Below are 15,819 nucleotides of genomic sequence, written 5' to 3' on the forward strand. Positions count from 1 at the left end.
CCTGTGGGCGGCTAGTGGCCCGCCCAGCCGGCTGTCACGGTCTCGGTTTTGGCCTGAACGGGCGCCGGCCCATTGGTCAGACAACGCCGGGCGGCCTCGATTTCGGCCTCCGTCGCCCCCTTCGACCGCGCCCATGTCTCTGCGGCCGCAGCGGAATATTTGGCCACATAGTACCGGACGACGGTACAGGATGCCCGGCGAAACACGCCGGGTTGCGGCTCGCCGGCCATTGCATCAGGCGCAAACGCGAGCAGCGCCGCGGACAAGGCGAATCCCCTGATCAACATTTAGGCTGTCCCCGTTGTGGAACCTCAGAGCCGAACTCGACGACACCGATTTAGTTCCCGGAGAACTCCGTTTTGGGAACAAGGCAGAGTCCCGCTGCGCTCATGGCGCCGGGATCGCCGCCCTCGCCTGCTGCCGTATCAGGGCATTGATGAAGCCCGCACGCGCGTCGGAATGGCCCTGCCCCCGCGGCTCCAGCACATGGCGAAGCAGGAACAGGCCGGTGAGCCGGAAGCCGTCCTGGAGATCCTGCTCGGTGAGGTCGCTTGCGGTTTCGCCCTGGCGCAGAAACGGCGGCAGGCGCAACAGGCGGTCACGCCACGGCTCGCCGGCGCCGCGGGACACCGCGCCCCCGGATTTCGGCGAAACATAGATAAGGTCGGTGGTCTCGCCGGTCACCGCACAATTGTCCAGCGCCAGGCCGAAACCAAGCTCGGCGAGCATCGCCAGCTCGAAATGGATGACGTGGACGGCGGCGCCGCCGATATCGTCGAAATCGTCGAGCGAATGCTCGAGCAGTGCGAAGATCTCCTCGTGCGGATCGCGCTCCGGCAGCAGCCGCGCAATCGAGGCGAGATGGGTGACGCCGTAGACACCATGGGATGATCCGAGCAAATTGGCCGCGCGCAGCTTCAGGCCTTCGATCGCATAAGTGCCGAGATGCTCGTCGAGCCGTGCCCGCCACACCACACTGACGCTGTTCCCCGGCTGGAGCAGCGGCCGCATCCGCGAGCCGGCGCCGCCGCGCACAAGGCCCAGATGCCGGCCGTGCGCGCGCGTCAGCAGCTCGACGATGGCACTGCTCTCGCCATGCCGCCGCACGCCCAGCACGATGCCTTCGTCGGTCCATTCCATGGGAGGAAGTGTAGCGGATTCCGGCGTTCAATCGTAGGGCGGATTAGCCGAAGGCGTAATCCGCCAATCGCTCGTGCACGTCAAATGGTGGATTACGCTTCGCTAATCCACCCTACGGCACCGCGCAAACGTCACGCGTTGAACCAGCCCTGCGCGTCGCCGGTGAAGGAAAAATACAGGCCCATCGTGGTCAGCGCGCAGGACACGATCTCGATGGCGCTGTCGAGCTCCATGCCCTTCTCCCCGATGATCTGGCCGAGCGAGATCACCGTCAGCACGAGGGCCGCCGCCAGCACCCAGCGTGGCCAATTCTTGCGATGATGCGCGGCCAGCCGGACGAAATAGACCAGGAGCAGGATCATGCCGCCGGCGAGCAAGGTCCCCGTCATGATCATCTGCTCGGTCATCTCGGCATTGGGCGTGCGGTCCTGCACCGCAACGGACAAGGCGTCCAGCATCAACGATGCATAGAGCAGCGCTTCGAAGCGCCGGACGTTGCTGGGCACGCTCATCGGATACCGATCTTTTCCTGGTTATTCCCTGGGAAAGTCCAGGCCCATCTCGCGGTAGCGATCGGGATCGTCGCCCCAGTTCTCGCGCACCTTGACGAACAGGAACAGGTGCACCGGCACGTCAAGGATCTGCATCAGCTCCTTGCGCGAGTCCGCGCCGATCGACTTGATGGTGGCGCCGCCCTTGCCGAGCACGATCTTGCGCTGGCTTTCGCGCTCGACGAAGATCGTCTGCTCGATCCGCACCGACTTGTCCTTGCGCTCCTCCCATTTGTCGGTCTCGACCGTGGACTGGTAGGGCAATTCCTGGTGCAGCTTCTGATAGATTTTTTCGCGCGTGATCTCGGCCGCCAGCTGCCGCATCGGCGCGTCCGACATCTGGTCCTCGGGATAGAGGAACGGTCCCGGCGGCACCATCTCTGAAAGCGTCGTGCGGATGTCGTCGACGCCATCGCCCGAGATCGCCGCGATCATGAAGGTCCGCGCGAACTTCATGCGCTCGTTGGCGGCCTGCGCCAGCGCCAGCAGCTTCTCGCGCTGGACCAGGTCGACCTTGTTGATGACCAGGATCTTCTCGTGTTTCACGCTGGCGACCTTGGTGAGGATCGCCTCGGCCTCTTCGTCGATCCCGGCCTTGGCATCGAGCAGCACGCAGACGAGATCGGCGTCATGCGCCCCGCTCCAGGCGGTCGAGACCATGGCGCGGTCGAGCCGGCGCTTGGGCAGGAAGATACCGGGCGTGTCGACCAGGATGATCTGGGCGTTGTTCTCGATCACGATGCCGCGGATCAGCGCGCGCGTGGTCTGCACCTTGCGCGAGACGATCGTGACCTTGGCCCCGACCAGCGCATTGACCAGCGTGGACTTGCCGACATTGGGCGCGCCGATCAGCGCAACGAAGCCGCAGCGCGTCGCGGTGGGCGTCTCGCCGCTTGCTTCAGCCGTCATTGCCGCCGCCAACACCTTCACGTTCGATCATCACTGATGCTGCTACTTTCTCTGCTGCGCGCTTGCTGCCGCCGATGCCTTCGGCCGGCGCGAGGCCCGGCAGATCCACCGCGACGCGGAACTGCGGATCGTGATGCGGGCCGGTGCGCTCGACCTCGCGGTAAACCGGCGTCGGCAGCCCCTTGCCCTGCGCCCATTCCTGCAACACGGTCTTGGGATCGCGCAAGGGACGGCGCGGCTTGTGCATGCGCTCGGTCCAGTTACGTTTGACGAACTCGGACGCCGCCGCGTAGCCGCCGTCGAGGAAGACAGCGCCGATCACGGCCTCACAGATGTCGCCGAGCACAGACTTGCGCAGGCGCGCGTCGGCGCTGGGGCCGACCGAGCCCAGCTTGACGTCGTCGAGCAGACCGAGCGACTTGGCGACGTCGGCGCAGCTTTCCTTGCGCACGAGTTCGGCAAGGCGCTTGGACAACTCGCCCTCATCGGCGTTCGGGAAGGCGTGATAGAGCATGTCGGAGACGACGAGCCCGAGCACGTGGTCGCCGAGGAATTCCAGCCGCTGATAGCTGTCGCCGCGCTTGCGCCCGGACTTCAGCGCCGAGACATGCGTGATCCCCTGCATCAGGAGGTTCGGGTCAGTGAAGCTGTAGCCGATGCGCGCCTCGAGCGCCGCGTTGGCATCGGAGCCCTTGGCCTTGCTGCTCCGCGCCCGCTTCTTCTTGGCGGGCGCCTTGGCCTCAGGAGTCTTGGTTTCAGGAGTCTTGGTCGCAAGGTTCGTGGTCGCAACTTCGCCGTCGGGGCCCGCTTGGGCCTCGGTTGGTTGGATCGCGATGTCCTTGGCTTCGTCTTTCATCGGACGATTTTGAAGAAGCGATTCCAGCGCACCGCCCACGGCCAGCGCCAGAACATCCAGGCATGCTCGCCTTCGGCGATGGAGAAGAAGATCATCTGGGCGCGGCCGATCAGATTCTCCTGCGGCACATAGCCGACCTGGCCGAGGAAGCGGCTATCGGTGGAGTTATCGCGGTTGTCGCCCATCATGAAGAAATGGCCTGATGGCACGGTGTAGACGTTGGTGTTGTCCACATAGCCGTTGTCGGCGCAGTCGAGCGTCTCATAGGACACGCCGTTCGGCAGCGTTTCCTTCCAGCGCTTCACCCGGGAGATGCCGCCGCCTTCCGAGCCGCAGGGCTCCTCTCCGACATATTCGCTCATCCGCTGCCGCTCGACCGGCGTGTCGTTGATGTAGAGCAGCCCGTCCCGCATCTGGATGCGGTCGCCGGGAAGGCCGATCACGCGCTTGATGTAATCGGTGGAATCGTCCTTCGGCAGGCGAAACACGACGATGTCGCCGCGGCTCGGGTCCGAGCCCCAGATCCGCCCGGAGAACAGCGGCGGCGAGAATGGAATCGAATAGTGGCTATAGCCGTAGGAATATTTCGAGACGAACAGATAGTCGCCGACCAGCAGCGTCGCCTTCATCGAGCCGGACGGGATGTTGAACGGCTGGAACAGGAAGGTGCGGATCACCAGCGCGATCAGGAGAGCGTGGATCACGACCCGGATCGTTTCGCCGACGCCGCTCTCAGTTTTCGTTCCCGAAGTCACGCTCATTGCTCTCTCAATTCCGGCCGGCGATCACAGAGCGCCCTCCTCCCGCGAACGGCCCACCGGTTCGCGGCACAAGGAGATTGTCCTGATTCTGATAGTGAGGGCCAATTCCGGCGTAAAGCCGAATTCGCCCAAGCTGATTTTGCGTCCGCGGACTTTTAGACGGTTGTCGGAGGTCACGCAATCAAGGATCGCGTTAAAACTTCATAAGATATTGATTTACAAAGACAATCATAAATCCCGACGCCCAATCAGGGTTTCGGCAGCGGCACGGCGGAAATGACGACGAAGGCCTGCGCCAGCGGCCAATCGTCGGTGATCGACAGGTCGATCCGCGCCTCGAACCCCTCCGGCGTCAGGGCCTGAAGCCGGGCCAGGGCGCCGCCGGTCAGTTGCATGGTCGGCCGCCCGCCCGGCAGGTTGACCACCCCCATGTCGCGCCACCACACGCCGCGCCGGATCCCGGTGCCGAGCGCCTTGGAGCAGGCCTCCTTGGCGGCGAAACGCTTGGCGTAGGTCGCCACCACCATTTTCTCGTTCTTGGCGCGCCGCTCCGCCTTGGCCCGCTCGGCCGGGGTGAAGATGCGGTCGAGGAAGCGCTCGCCATGGCGCTCGATCACCTTGGCGACGCGGGTGATGTCGATGAGGTCGGAGCCGATGCCGATGATCACGCCCGGCTCCGGCCGCGGTCCATCGCCGCGCGCATGCTGCGTACCGTCTCGGCAAGGCCGACGAACAGCGCTTCACCGATCATGTAATAGCCGATGTTCAGCTCCATGATCTCAGGCAGGGCCGCGATCGTCTCCGCGGTCGCATAGTCGAGCCCGTGCCCGGCATGAACCTCCAGTCCGGCGGACTTTGCCAACTTCACCCCCGCCACGATCCGCTGCCATTCGGCCTCAGCTTTCTCCGTGTGGCCGTCGACCACGGCGTCGCACCAGGCGCCGGTATGGATCTCGATCACGGGCGCGCGCAGCCGCGCCGCCATCTCGATCTGGGCGGGATCGGCGGCGATGAACAGGGAGACCCGAATACCGGCATCGTTCAGCCGCGCGATGTAGGGTGCGAGCGCGTTGTGCTGGCCGACCACGTCGAGGCCGCCTTCGGTGGTCACCTCCTGCCGACGCTCTGGCACCAGGCACACCGCGTGCGGCTTGGTGGCGAGCGAGATGCGCATCATGTCGTCGGTCGCCGCCATCTCGAAATTCAGCGGCTTGGAGATCTCGGCCTTCAGCCGCGCCATGTCCTCGTCGCGGATGTGGCGGCGGTCCTCACGCAAATGGGCGGTGATGCCGTCGGCGCCGGCCTCGATCGCCAGCAGCGCCGCACGCACCGGATCGGGATGGCGGCCGCCGCGGGCGTTACGCACGGTTGCGACGTGATCGATATTGACGCCGAGGCGGAGCGGAGTTGCGGGCATTTCAGAACTCACGAAATCAGAGGAAAAGGCGCATGCGAGATGCACCTATCCATTAACACGTTCGACTTTGGCGACGACTGCCTTCGCGCGCAACTGGGCCAGGATCGCGCTCAGATGCTTCAAATCGTAGACTTCGAGATCGATCGTCGTCTCCGTGAAATCAGGTGAGCGGCGCTGCATGCTGATGTTGTCGATGTTGCCGTCGTGCTCGGCGATCACGGTCGCGATCTGCGCGAGCGCTCCGGGCTCGTTGACGTTCTCGACCTTGATGCGGGCCGGGAATCGCTGCGGCGCGGAGTCCTCGATGTCCCAGCGGACGTCGAGCCAGCGCTCCGGCTCCTCCTCGAAATCCTTCAGGGCGGGCGCCTGGATCGGATAAATCGTGATGCCCTCGCCCGGCGTGACGATGCCGACGATGCGATCCCCCGGCACGGCGCCGCCGTTCGGGGCGAATTTCACCGGCAGGTCGGAATTGATGCCGCGGATCGGAATGGCGACCGGGCTGCGCGGCTCCGAGGACTTCTCCTTGAGCTTGGCGGCAAGCCCCTTCTTGACGCCGTAGCGCGCAATGCGCTCCTCCTTGTAGTCGGGGTACATCGCACGCGCGACGTGGGAAGCCTTGATCTCGCCGCGCCCCACAGCCGCCATCACGTCCTCGATCGAGGTGCGCGCGAGGCGCGGCAGCGCGCCCTTGAGCTTGTCGTCGGCATATTCGATCTTGGCGCGCTCGAACAGGCGCTCGACGATGCGCCGGCCAAGACCGGCATATTGATCACGCACGGCGGTGCGCGTGGCACGGCGGATCGCGGCACGCGCCTTGCCGGTGACCGCAAGCGTTTCCCAGGCCGAGGGCGGTGCCGATTGCGCTTCCGAGGTCAGCACCTCGACCTCGTCGCCGTTCTGCAGCTCCGAGGATAGCGGCGCGAACTGGCCGTTGATCTTGCAGCCCACCGCGCTGTTGCCGACGTCGGTATGCACGGCATAGGCGAAGTCGATCACGTTGGCGTGGCGCGGCAGCGCGATCAGCTTGCCCTTCGGGGTGAAGCAGAACACCTGGTCGTGGAACAGCTCGAGCTTGGTGTGCTCGAGGAATTCCTCCGGGTTGGCGCTCTCCGAGAGGATGCCGATGGTGTGGCGCAGCCAGGCGAACGCGTTGGACTCGCGCTTGAGGAATTCGGTCGGCGAGCCGACGCCCTCCTTGTAGAAGACGTGCGCGGCGATGCCGCGCTCGGCGATCTGGTCCATCGCCTCGGTGCGGATCTGCAGCTCGACGCGCTGGTTGCCGGGGCCGATCACCGTGGTGTGGATCGAGCGGTAGTCGTTCTGCTTCGGCGTCGAAATGTAGTCCTTGAAGCGCCCCGGCACGACCGGCCAGGTGGTGTGGACGATGCCGAGCGCGCGATAGCAGGCCTCGATGTCGTTGACGACGAGGCGGAAGCCGAAGATGTCGGACAATTGCTCGAAGCCGACCGACTTGCGCTCCATCTTGGTCCAGATCGAGAATGGCTTCTTGCGGCGGCCATAGACCCGCGCCCCCAAGCCCCTGTGGCGCAGATTGTTGGAGAGCTGGTCCTCGATCTCGCCGATCAGATTGCGGTTGCGTTCGGCGAGCGCGTCGAGGCGCTGCATCACCACCGAATAGGCTTCGGGATCGAGGGTGCGAAAGGACAGATCCTCCAGCTCCTCGCGCATTTCCTGCATGCCCATGCGCCCGGCCAGCGGTGCATAGATGTCGAGCGTCTCCTCGGCGATGCGTCTGCGCGATTCCGTCGGCACGAAGTCCAGCGTGCGCATGTTGTGCAGACGGTCGGCGAGCTTGACCAAGAGCACGCGGACATCGTCGGCAATGGCCAGCAACAATTTGCGCAGATTTTCGGCCTGCTTGGCCTCCCGTGACACCAGCTCGAGTCGCTTCAGCTTGGTCAGCCCCTCGACCAGGGCGCCGATCTCCGGCCCGAAGATCTGGTCGATCTCGGCCCGTGTTGCTTCGGTATCCTCGATCGTGTCGTGGAGCAGCGCGGCCACGATGGTGGCGTCATCGAGCTTCAGGTCGGTGAGAATCGCTGCCACTTCGAGCGGGTGCGAGAAATACGGATCACCCGAGGCGCGGGTCTGCGAGCCATGCGCCTTCATGGCATAGACATAGGCGCGGTTCAGCAGGTCTTCGTTGGTGTTGTGATTGTAGGACCGGACGCGCTCGACGAGGTCATATTGACGCATCATGCGCGCGCGGGGCTTGGCCGGGCGGGCGACCGGCGCAGTCGGGGCCACGGCAACCGATTCGGTTGCGGCCTGCATCTGCGTGAATCTGCGGCGCCGATAGACCATGCCGTCCTGCCTTCAAACGGGCCCTAAGCAACCCGCTGTATACATCTTAGCTCCGATCGCGCTTGTGTCCGATCAATTCGGTGACAGGACGCATTGTCAGCGACACGCTATGGTAACCACGAAAACGTCAACAAAAGCAAAGGCCCGAACAACCGTTCGGGCCCTTGATAAAATCACAAGAAGTCGACAATCGCGACCGACGATTTACTCGTCTTCCTCGGGCTGCTCCTCGGGCGGCGCGAGGCCTTCGAGACCCTTCAGGAGCTCCTCTTCGGTCATGCGCTCGACGGCGACTTCGGTATCGTCCGCATCGACGCTTGCACCCGCGGAACCGATCAGCGGCACCGTATCCGGCTCGGGCTCGTCGACCTCGACGAACTTCTGGAGCGAGTGCACCAGCTCCTCGCGGAGGTCCTCGGGCGAAATGGTCGTCTCGGCAATTTCGCGCAAAGACACAACGGGGTTCTTGTCGTTATCGCGGTCAACCGTTAGTTGTGAACCGGACGAAATCATGCGGGCACGGTGGGCGGCCAGCAGGACCAAGTCAAACCGGTTGTCGACCTTGTCGATACAATCTTCTACGGTGACGCGAGCCATGGACTGTCGCTCCGTTGTGGGTGGGACGAAATATGTGGATGATTGGGGCTAGTTATAGGGGCCAGGACGGTTTCGCAAGGCCAATTTGTGATTTGGCCTCGCCAAACGGCTCTGCTACCCCCACATTGGGGCTGGGACGGGTGGTTTCCCGGGCTGCCATCGAGGGCGGCGCCGGAGATATGAAAGTCCGCCATAACTATACCTTGATTGCCCCGACTTCTCCGGATTTGCGGTTTCGACGGGTTTCGGCAGCACTCTGAAGTGCGTGGCTTGCCGCCGCGCGCCAACAATAAACGATCAATCACGACACACTACGCGAGCAAACTGAATGTCCCCTTCCTCTACCGACAAGATCGCGCTCTTCATCGACGGAGCCAATCTCTACGCGACGGCGAAAACTCTGGGCTTCGACATCGACTACAAGCGCCTGTTGAAGGAGTTTCAGAGCCGCGGGACGCTGCTTCGGGCGTTCTACTACACCGCGATCATCGAGGATCAGGAATACTCCTCGATTCGCCCGTTGATCGACTGGCTGGACTACAACGGCTACACCGTCGTGACCAAGGCGACCAAGGAGTTCATCGACGCCTCCGGCCGCCGCAAGGTCAAGGGTAACATGGACATCGAGCTCGCCGTGGACGCCATGGAGCTCGCCGAGCACATCGACCAGATGGTGCTGTTCTCCGGTGACGGCGACTTCCGCTCCCTGGTCGAGGCCGTGCAGCGCCGCGGCGTGCGGGTCACCGTGATCTCCACCATCGCCAGCCAGCCGCCGATGATCGCCGACGAGCTGCGCCGCCAGGCCGACGTCTTCACCGACCTGGTCGAGCTGCAATCCAAGCTCGGCCGCGATCCGTCCGAACGCCCCGCCCCGCGTGACCGTGGTGAGCGTGGCGAACGCCACCACGCCCCCCAATTCCTCCAGCGCGCAACCACGATGGCGCCGAGGGGCGATGACGACTTCGAGGAGTGAGGCGGCCCGGTCAAGCCGCCAGCCTTCCACCGTCGTTCCCGACCGCGATTGTCCGCTCTGTCCGCGTCTGGTCGCCTTTCGCGAGGCGAACCGGGCGCGTGAGCCGTTGTGGCACAATGCGCCGGTAGCGCCCTTCGGCGACATCAAGGCGCGCCTTTTGATCGTCGGCCTCGCGCCGGGGATGCAGGGCGCCAACCGCACGGGACGGCCGTTCACCGGCGATTATGCCGGCGACCTGCTCTACGCCACCTTGCTCGAATACGGGTTTGCCAAGGGCACCTATCAGGCGCGTCCCGATGACGGCTTGAAGCTGATCGACTGCCGGATCGCCAACGCAGTGCATTGCGTTCCGCCGCAGAACAAGCCGCTGCCGGTCGAGATCAACACCTGCCGGCAGTTTCTGGTCGCGAATCTCGAGACGATGCCGAAGCTGCGCGCGATCATCGCGCTCGGGCGAATTGCGCACGACAGCGTGCTCAAGCCGCTGAAGCTGAAGGCCTCTCAAGCCCCCTTCGGCCATGGCGCCGTGCATCAGGCCGGCGCGTTCAAGCTTTACGACAGCTATCACTGCTCGCGCTACAACACGAACACGGGCGTGCTGACGGCGGGCATGTTCCGGTCGGTGTTCGCGAAGGTGAAGGCGGATCTCGATTAGAGAGCAGCCAGGGCACGGGCCTTGTCTAAACCGTCATCCTGAGACGTGAGCCGCGCGGCGGGGAGCGGCGCTCGGCGAGCCTCGAAGGATGAGCGGCCGGGATGCAGCCGGGCCGTCGTCCTTCGAGGCTCGCCCTGCGTTGCAGGACGAGCACCTCAGGATGACGGTGACAGGCTTAGGTGCGCGGCATTACTCCCATCATGGCAGGCTGTTGAACTGCCCGCGTACGGGATACGCCTTACGCCTTTGCTGGATTGGCCTTCAGCCAGTCCAGGACGTCGCCGGCGTTCCGGTCAGGCGGGAACACGGGATAGAGCACGTGCGTGATGCTGGCATCGTCGATGATGAGCGCGAGGCGCTTGATCAACGTCAGGCCCGCGACCTCCATCGTCGGCAGCTTCAGCGCGCGCGTCAGCGCCAGCTTCTCGTCCGACAGCACCGGGAACGGCAGATGCAGCCGTGAGGCCATCTCGGTCTGGTATTCGTTGCTTTGTGTCGAGAGGCCGAACACGTGGGCGGCACCGGCGGCCTTCAGCTCGGCGAACAGATCGCGAAACGCACAAGTCTGCGGCGTGCAACCGCGCGCACCCGGAATCATGTCCCAATCGTCGACCAGCGCGATCTTGCCGGGCTCGCCCGTGCGCGGATAGGCGAACACAACGGTGCGGCCGCGCAGCGCCGACAGCGTGACTGACGTGTCGTCGGTTGCGAGCAGGCCGATCGAGGGCAGCGTCATGCCCGTGAGATGCGCGGCGGCGCCATCATCTTCGGGCGCGGGAATCCGGGTCCAATCGACCTCGAGCAGGTTCCGCTGAGTCATCTCGTCAGCCCCTCGCCCGCATCAGGCGCCCCTTCTCCCGGCTCCAATCGCGCTTCTTCTCGGTCTCGCGCTTGTCGTGCAGCTTTTTGCCCTTTGCCACCGCCAGCTGTAATTTGGCCCGCCCACGCTCGTTGAAATAGAGCTTGAGCGGGATCAGCGTCATGCCCTCGCGGTCGACCGCGCCCATCAGCTTGTTGATCTGCCGACGATGCAGCAGCAATTTTCGCGGCCGCTTGGGCTCGTGATTGAAACGGTTGCCCTGGAGATATTCGGGAATGGTGGCGTTGATCAGCCAGATCTCGCCGTCCTTGGAGTCGGCGTAGGATTCCGCAATCGTGCTCTTGCCGTTGCGGATCGACTTGACCTCGGTGCCGGTCAGCGCAATGCCGGCCTCGATCGTGTCCTCGATCGCATAGTTGAAGCGGGCCTTGCGATTCTCCGCCATGACCTTGATTGGACGTTCGTTTTTATCGGCCATGACAGGCAAACCTGATCGAGATGTGCGCGTAAGCTAACAGTTCGGATGAAGCGCGCGCGTCACTTCTTGAGGAGATCACGGATCTCAGTCAGCAGCTCGACCTCGGCCGACGACTTCGGGGCCGCGGCCGGCGCCGCCTCCTCCTTGCGCTTCAAGGTGTTCATGGCGCGGATCACCAGGAACAGCACGAAGGCGACGATGATGAAGTTGATCGTCAGCGTCAGGAAGCTGCCGTAAGCAAGTACGGCGCCTTGCTTTTTCGCATCAGCTAAGTTGGTGGCTGAGACCGCCTTCGACAAGGGGACAAAGTAGTTCGAGAAGTCGAGGCCGCCGGTGACCGCGCCGATGATCGGCATGATGATGTCACCGACCAGCGACGTGACGATGGCACCGAAGGCCGCGCCGATGATGACGCCGACCGCGAGATCGACGACGTTGCCCTTCATGGCGAATTCGCGGAATTCCTTGAGCATGCGTGTGCCCTTTTCCTCGACGCCCATGAACGGCCTCCCGATGCCAGCGCGTCAGTTGATCAGGCCAGCGTGCACCATGGCGCTACGGACCGCAACGCGGGTCGGCTCGGAAACCGGCACCATCGGCAGCCGCAGCGTCTCGTCCAGCTTGCCGAGCAGTGACAGTGCATACTTGATCGGCGCCGGATTGCTCTCGATGAAGAGGTTGTTGTGCAGCGGCATCAGCTTGTCGTGCAGCTTCAAGGCGGTGGCATGGTCGCCCTTCTGCCAGGCGACGTGGAACTCCGAGCACAGGCGCGGCGCCACGTTCGAGGTGACGGAGATGCAGCCGTGGCCGCCATGGGCCATGTAGCCGAGGATGGTGGCGTCCTCGCCGGAGAGCTGGTTGAACTCCTCGCCCATCGCCGCGCGCTGCTGCGACACGCGCACCATGCTGGCGGTGGCGTCCTTGACGCCGGCGATGTTCTTCAGCTCCCACAGCCGCTTCATGGTGTCGACCGACATGTCGATCACCGAGCGCGGCGGGATGTTGTAGATGATGATCGGGATCCCGACCGCGTCGTTGATCGCCTTGAAGTGCTGGTACATGCCTTCTTGCGTCGGCTTGTTGTAATAGGGCGTCACGACCAGCACGGCGTCCGCGCCTGCCTTCTCGGCGTGCTGGGAGAGCTCGACCGCCTCCTGGGTCGAGTTGGAGCCTGCGCCGGCGACGACGGGCACGCGGCCCTTGGCCTCGGCGATGCACCATTCGACCACCTTCTTGTGCTCGTCATGGCTGAGGGTCGGGCTCTCGCCGGTGGTGCCAACCGGGACCAGGCCGTTGGTGCCCTCTGAAATCTGCCAGTTGACGAGGGAGCGGAACGCCGCCTCGTCCAGCGAGCCGTTCTTGAACGGCGTGACCAAGGCGGTGAACGACCCCCGGAATTTCGTCTTGGCTGCCATGGACTTCCTCCGTACGCGGCTATCTCGAGCAAGCGCCATTCATATCGGGTCTATCCCGCCGGTAAAAGGCCCGCTTCCGTGTGACGCACCGTTTAAGCCGCGATTTTGCCGCGGTGGTGGTGCAAATCGGCCCGAGGTAAGCCGCTGTTGGTATTTTGTCCGCATATTCAATCAAATACAGCTAGATCTTGAGCCACTTGACTGATTCGGGGGCGACAAAACCCGTGACCTCATTCCCTCGCGCCGCTTGGCGGTCCACTGGTCTGGTCGTGTGCCTGATGGCAGGGCTCTCGGTCGGCTGCGCCGCCCTGGCCAAGTCCAACGAGACGACGGCGGAGACCGTCACCGCAAAGCCCGCCGCCAAGGACGCGGCAAAGGGCTCGTCCAAGGAGACCAACAAGGGAACCGGCAAGGACACTTCGAAGGACGCAGCCAAGGGGGCGAGCAAAGGGGCGGCTGGCGCCCCGAGTAAGGACACCGCGAAGAAACCGGCCAAGGATACGGGCAAGGATACTGGCAAGGACGCGGGCAAGAGCGCCGGGAAAGAACCCGCAAAGGACAAACCCAAGCCTGCCGCAGCGGCACCTGCTCCGAAATCACATTCGACCGCCCACGGTTCGCCTCCGAAAACGGCCCCCGCGCCGGCCGCGACCGCCACCGTCAGACCTTCTGCCCCCGTCGCCAGGCCGGCCGCGGCGCCTGTGCTGGCTCCGGCGACCCGCCAACATGCCGCGCCGCGCAAGCCGGTCGTCCCGGCCGCGGTCGCTGCGACGTCGTCGACGTCCCAGGGCGACAAGGAGACGCTGGAGAGCGTCATCGAGCTCGTGCGCAAGCGCAAGGCGGGTGACGCCACCAACGCGAGCGCCAGCATTTCCGATCCGGTCGCGCGAAAACTTGCGGAATGGATCATCCTGCGCAGCGAGGACAATGGCGCGACCGTGGAGCGCTACCGCGCCTTCCTCTCCGCCAATCCGAGCTGGCCGTCGCAGACCTTTCTACGCCGTCGCCTCGAAGCTGCGATGTGGGACGACAGGCGCGACGATTCCGTCGCGTGGTCGTGGTTCGAGAACGAATCTCCGATCTCGGCCAAGGGCCGCTTCACGCTCGCCAAGGCGATGCTGGCGCGCGGCGACCGCGCCAACGCCGAGCGGCTGGTGCGCGAGGCCTGGCGCAGCGATCCAATGTCAGAGGACACCGAGAACAACGCGCTCGACCAGTTCGGCGCCCTGCTGACGCCGGGCGACCAGAAGGCGCGGATGGACACCCTGCTCTACGGCAGCGAGAACGAGGCCGCGCTGCGCGCCGCAAAGCGTCTCGGCGCCGGCTATGTCGCACTCGCCAGGGCCCGCATCGCCGCCGTCAAGAAGGCACCGAACGCACGCGCGCTGCTCGACGCGGTACCGCGTGAGCTGCACAACGATCCCGGCTTCACCTTCAGCAAGATCCAGCTCCTGCGCCGCGAGGAGAAGTTCGCCGAGGCCGCCCAGCTGATGCTGTCCGCGCCGAAGGATCCGGGCCGCCTCCACAATCTCGACGAATGGTGGATCGAGCGGCGTCTGCTGGCACGCAAGATGATCGACACCGAGGAATTCCGCAGTGCCTATCTGATCGCGCGCGATGCCGCGCTGCCCTCGCGCGACATCTACAAGACCGAGCAGGAGTTCACCGCCGGGTGGATCGCGCTCCGCTTCCTCAACGACCCCGCCGCCGCCGCGCAGCATTTCGCCCGCATCGGGGTCGGCAGCGTCAATCCGACCGCGCTGGCGCGCGCCGGCTATTGGCAGGGCCGCGCCGCGGAGGCGATGGGCCGCCAGCAGGAGGCGCGCAACGCCTATGGGCGGGCTGCCGAACAATCGACCAGCTATTACGGCCAGCTCGCACGCGCAAAGCTCGGCCTGCCGCAGATCGAGCTCAACAGTCAGCCGCGCGGGCGCGGCGCCGACCGGCTGGAGATCGTGCGCGCCGCGCATTTGCTCTACGAGCTCGACGAGCGTGAGATGGCGATACCTCTGCTTGCAGACATGGGCGAGAACGGCGATCCCGAAGCGCTTGCCGGCCTCGGCGAACTGACCCAGCGCTATAGCGACGCGCGCGGCATGCTGCTGCTCGGCAAGGCCGCGCTCAACCGCGGCCTGCCCTTCGACTTCTACGCCTACCCCGTCAACGGCATTCCGCAATTCACGCCGATCGGCCCCGAGGTCGAGCGCAGCATCGTCTACGCGATCGCCCGGCAGGAAAGCGCGTTCAACCCCTCGGTGGTCTCGCCGGCACAAGCCTACGGGCTGATGCAGGTGACGCCGGACGCCGCGCGCTATGTCTGCAAGCGGCACGGCGCGACTTACGATCTGGGCCGGCTGAAGAACGATTCGGTCTACAATGCCACGCTCGGCTCGGCCGAGCTCGGCGGACTGCTCGAGGATTACCGCGGCTCCTACATCATGACCTTTGCCGCCTACAATGCCGGCCGCGGCAGCGTGAAGAAGTGGATCGATCGCTACGGCGATCCGCGCGACCCGAAGGTGGACGCGGTCGACTGGGTCGAGCTGATTCCATTCTCGGAGACGCGCAACTACGTGCAGCGGATCATGGAGAACCTTCAGGTCTACCGCGCCCGCTTCGGCGGCGGCTCGCGCTTGCAGATCGAGGCCGATCTGCGCCGCGGCACCGCAAGCGTGGAATAACGGTCCCACTTTCGATTCGCAGCCCTGAGCATGGACGGCGCGCGCTGTCCTGGCAGGACCGAGCCCGCCCGAAGCATATCCAGCGATCAGGGGCGGTTCAGGTGAGCCTTGCTCGACACGCTTCTCGCGTGCTGCGACAGCCGCGGTCAGATCGGCAAGCGCGGCGCTGCTCCGTCCGAGCGAAGATGAAGGCGCCGGCCGCTATCGCTTGCGAAGGCAGATCAGCGAGGGATTTGCA

Annotated in this window: 17 protein-coding genes; 3 read left to right on the plus strand and 14 right to left on the minus strand. The window is 64.6% G+C overall.

All coding sequences use genetic code 11. The features are described 5' to 3' along the window. Positions 1–11: 11 nt before the first annotated feature. From IVB26_RS23570 to rpoZ, 10 genes are all read right to left on the minus strand, one after another. Complete coding sequence (locus IVB26_RS23570) at positions 12–287, minus strand: hypothetical protein (RefSeq protein WP_247967619.1); 276 nt, start codon at positions 285–287, stop codon at positions 12–14. A 100-nt stretch (positions 288–387) separates the two neighbouring features. Beyond that, positions 388–1,140 (minus strand): DNA repair protein RecO, encoded by a 753-nt coding sequence (gene recO, locus IVB26_RS23575; RefSeq protein WP_247323364.1) that lies wholly within the window; start codon positions 1,138–1,140, stop codon positions 388–390. A 131-nt stretch (positions 1,141–1,271) separates the two neighbouring features. Continuing rightward, complete coding sequence (locus IVB26_RS23580; RefSeq protein WP_246927266.1) at positions 1,272–1,652, minus strand: hypothetical protein; 381 nt, start codon at positions 1,650–1,652, stop codon at positions 1,272–1,274. Positions 1,653–1,673: 21 nt separating this feature from the next. Next, on the minus strand, positions 1,674–2,600 hold the full coding sequence (era, locus tag IVB26_RS23585) for a GTPase Era (protein ID WP_246927277.1): 927 nt from the start codon (positions 2,598–2,600) through the stop codon (positions 1,674–1,676). Next, on the minus strand, positions 2,590–3,456 hold the full coding sequence (gene rnc / locus IVB26_RS23590) for a ribonuclease III (protein WP_247967620.1): 867 nt from the start codon (positions 3,454–3,456) through the stop codon (positions 2,590–2,592). Before rnc ends, era begins: the two co-directional genes overlap by 11 nt. Beyond that, positions 3,453–4,217 carry a signal peptidase I gene (lepB, locus tag IVB26_RS23595; protein ID WP_246927291.1) on the minus strand — a complete coding sequence of 255 codons (765 nt, stop codon included), beginning with the start codon at positions 4,215–4,217 and terminating at the stop codon, positions 3,453–3,455. The genes rnc and lepB overlap by 4 nt, the downstream gene beginning before the upstream one ends. A gap of 248 nt (positions 4,218–4,465) precedes the next feature. Beyond that, positions 4,466–4,885, minus strand: coding sequence for a holo-ACP synthase (gene acpS / locus IVB26_RS23600; protein WP_247006372.1), 420 nt, complete (start codon positions 4,883–4,885; stop codon positions 4,466–4,468). Then, on the minus strand, positions 4,882–5,634 hold the full coding sequence (locus tag IVB26_RS23605; RefSeq protein ID WP_247967621.1) for a pyridoxine 5'-phosphate synthase: 753 nt from the start codon (positions 5,632–5,634) through the stop codon (positions 4,882–4,884). The genes acpS and IVB26_RS23605 overlap by 4 nt, the downstream gene beginning before the upstream one ends. A 45-nt stretch (positions 5,635–5,679) precedes the next feature. Next, the gene (locus tag IVB26_RS23610; protein WP_247967622.1) at positions 5,680–7,962 is read right to left on the minus strand and encodes a RelA/SpoT family protein; all 2,283 of its coding nucleotides are present in this window, start codon (positions 7,960–7,962) and stop codon (positions 5,680–5,682) included. Between the two features lie 204 nt (positions 7,963–8,166). Further along, on the minus strand, positions 8,167–8,559 hold the full coding sequence (gene rpoZ / locus IVB26_RS23615) for a DNA-directed RNA polymerase subunit omega (RefSeq protein ID WP_007603391.1): 393 nt from the start codon (positions 8,557–8,559) through the stop codon (positions 8,167–8,169). A gap of 328 nt (positions 8,560–8,887) precedes the next feature. Here rpoZ and IVB26_RS23620 point away from each other — a divergent pair, with 328 nt between their 5' ends. Both IVB26_RS23620 and IVB26_RS23625 read left to right on the plus strand, forming a co-directional pair. Beyond that, positions 8,888–9,532, plus strand: coding sequence for a LabA-like NYN domain-containing protein (locus IVB26_RS23620; protein WP_063194883.1), 645 nt, complete (start codon positions 8,888–8,890; stop codon positions 9,530–9,532). Continuing rightward, a complete protein-coding gene (locus tag IVB26_RS23625) occupies positions 9,513–10,187 on the plus strand; it encodes a uracil-DNA glycosylase (protein ID WP_247967623.1) in 675 nt (224 codons plus the stop codon). Before IVB26_RS23620 ends, IVB26_RS23625 begins: the two co-directional genes overlap by 20 nt. A 238-nt stretch (positions 10,188–10,425) precedes the next feature. On the opposite strand, the gene IVB26_RS23630 is transcribed toward IVB26_RS23625, so the two are convergent. The 4 genes from IVB26_RS23630 to dapA are packed head-to-tail and all read right to left on the minus strand — an operon-like array spanning position 10,426 to position 12,900. Beyond that, positions 10,426–11,007 carry a peroxiredoxin gene (locus tag IVB26_RS23630; protein WP_247967624.1) on the minus strand — a complete coding sequence of 194 codons (582 nt, stop codon included), beginning with the start codon at positions 11,005–11,007 and terminating at the stop codon, positions 10,426–10,428. 4 nt (positions 11,008–11,011) lie between these two features. Then, positions 11,012–11,485: an SsrA-binding protein SmpB gene (smpB, locus tag IVB26_RS23635; RefSeq protein WP_027530006.1), complete on the minus strand. Its 474-nt coding sequence runs from the start codon at positions 11,483–11,485 to the stop codon at positions 11,012–11,014. A 59-nt stretch (positions 11,486–11,544) separates the two neighbouring features. Beyond that, a complete protein-coding gene (mscL, locus tag IVB26_RS23640) occupies positions 11,545–11,985 on the minus strand; it encodes a large conductance mechanosensitive channel protein MscL (protein ID WP_247967625.1) in 441 nt (146 codons plus the stop codon). Between the two features lie 24 nt (positions 11,986–12,009). Beyond that, positions 12,010–12,900 (minus strand): 4-hydroxy-tetrahydrodipicolinate synthase, encoded by an 891-nt coding sequence (dapA, locus tag IVB26_RS23645; RefSeq protein WP_247967626.1) that lies wholly within the window; start codon positions 12,898–12,900, stop codon positions 12,010–12,012. Between the two features lie 278 nt (positions 12,901–13,178). On the opposite strand from dapA, the gene IVB26_RS23650 reads away from it, so the two are divergent. Then, on the plus strand, positions 13,179–15,581 hold the full coding sequence (locus tag IVB26_RS23650; protein WP_247967627.1) for a lytic transglycosylase domain-containing protein: 2,403 nt from the start codon (positions 13,179–13,181) through the stop codon (positions 15,579–15,581). The last annotated feature ends 238 nt before the right edge of the window (positions 15,582–15,819 follow it).

Source organism: Bradyrhizobium sp. 195 (genome assembly GCF_023101665.1).
Lineage (GTDB): Bacteria > Pseudomonadota > Alphaproteobacteria > Rhizobiales > Xanthobacteraceae > Bradyrhizobium.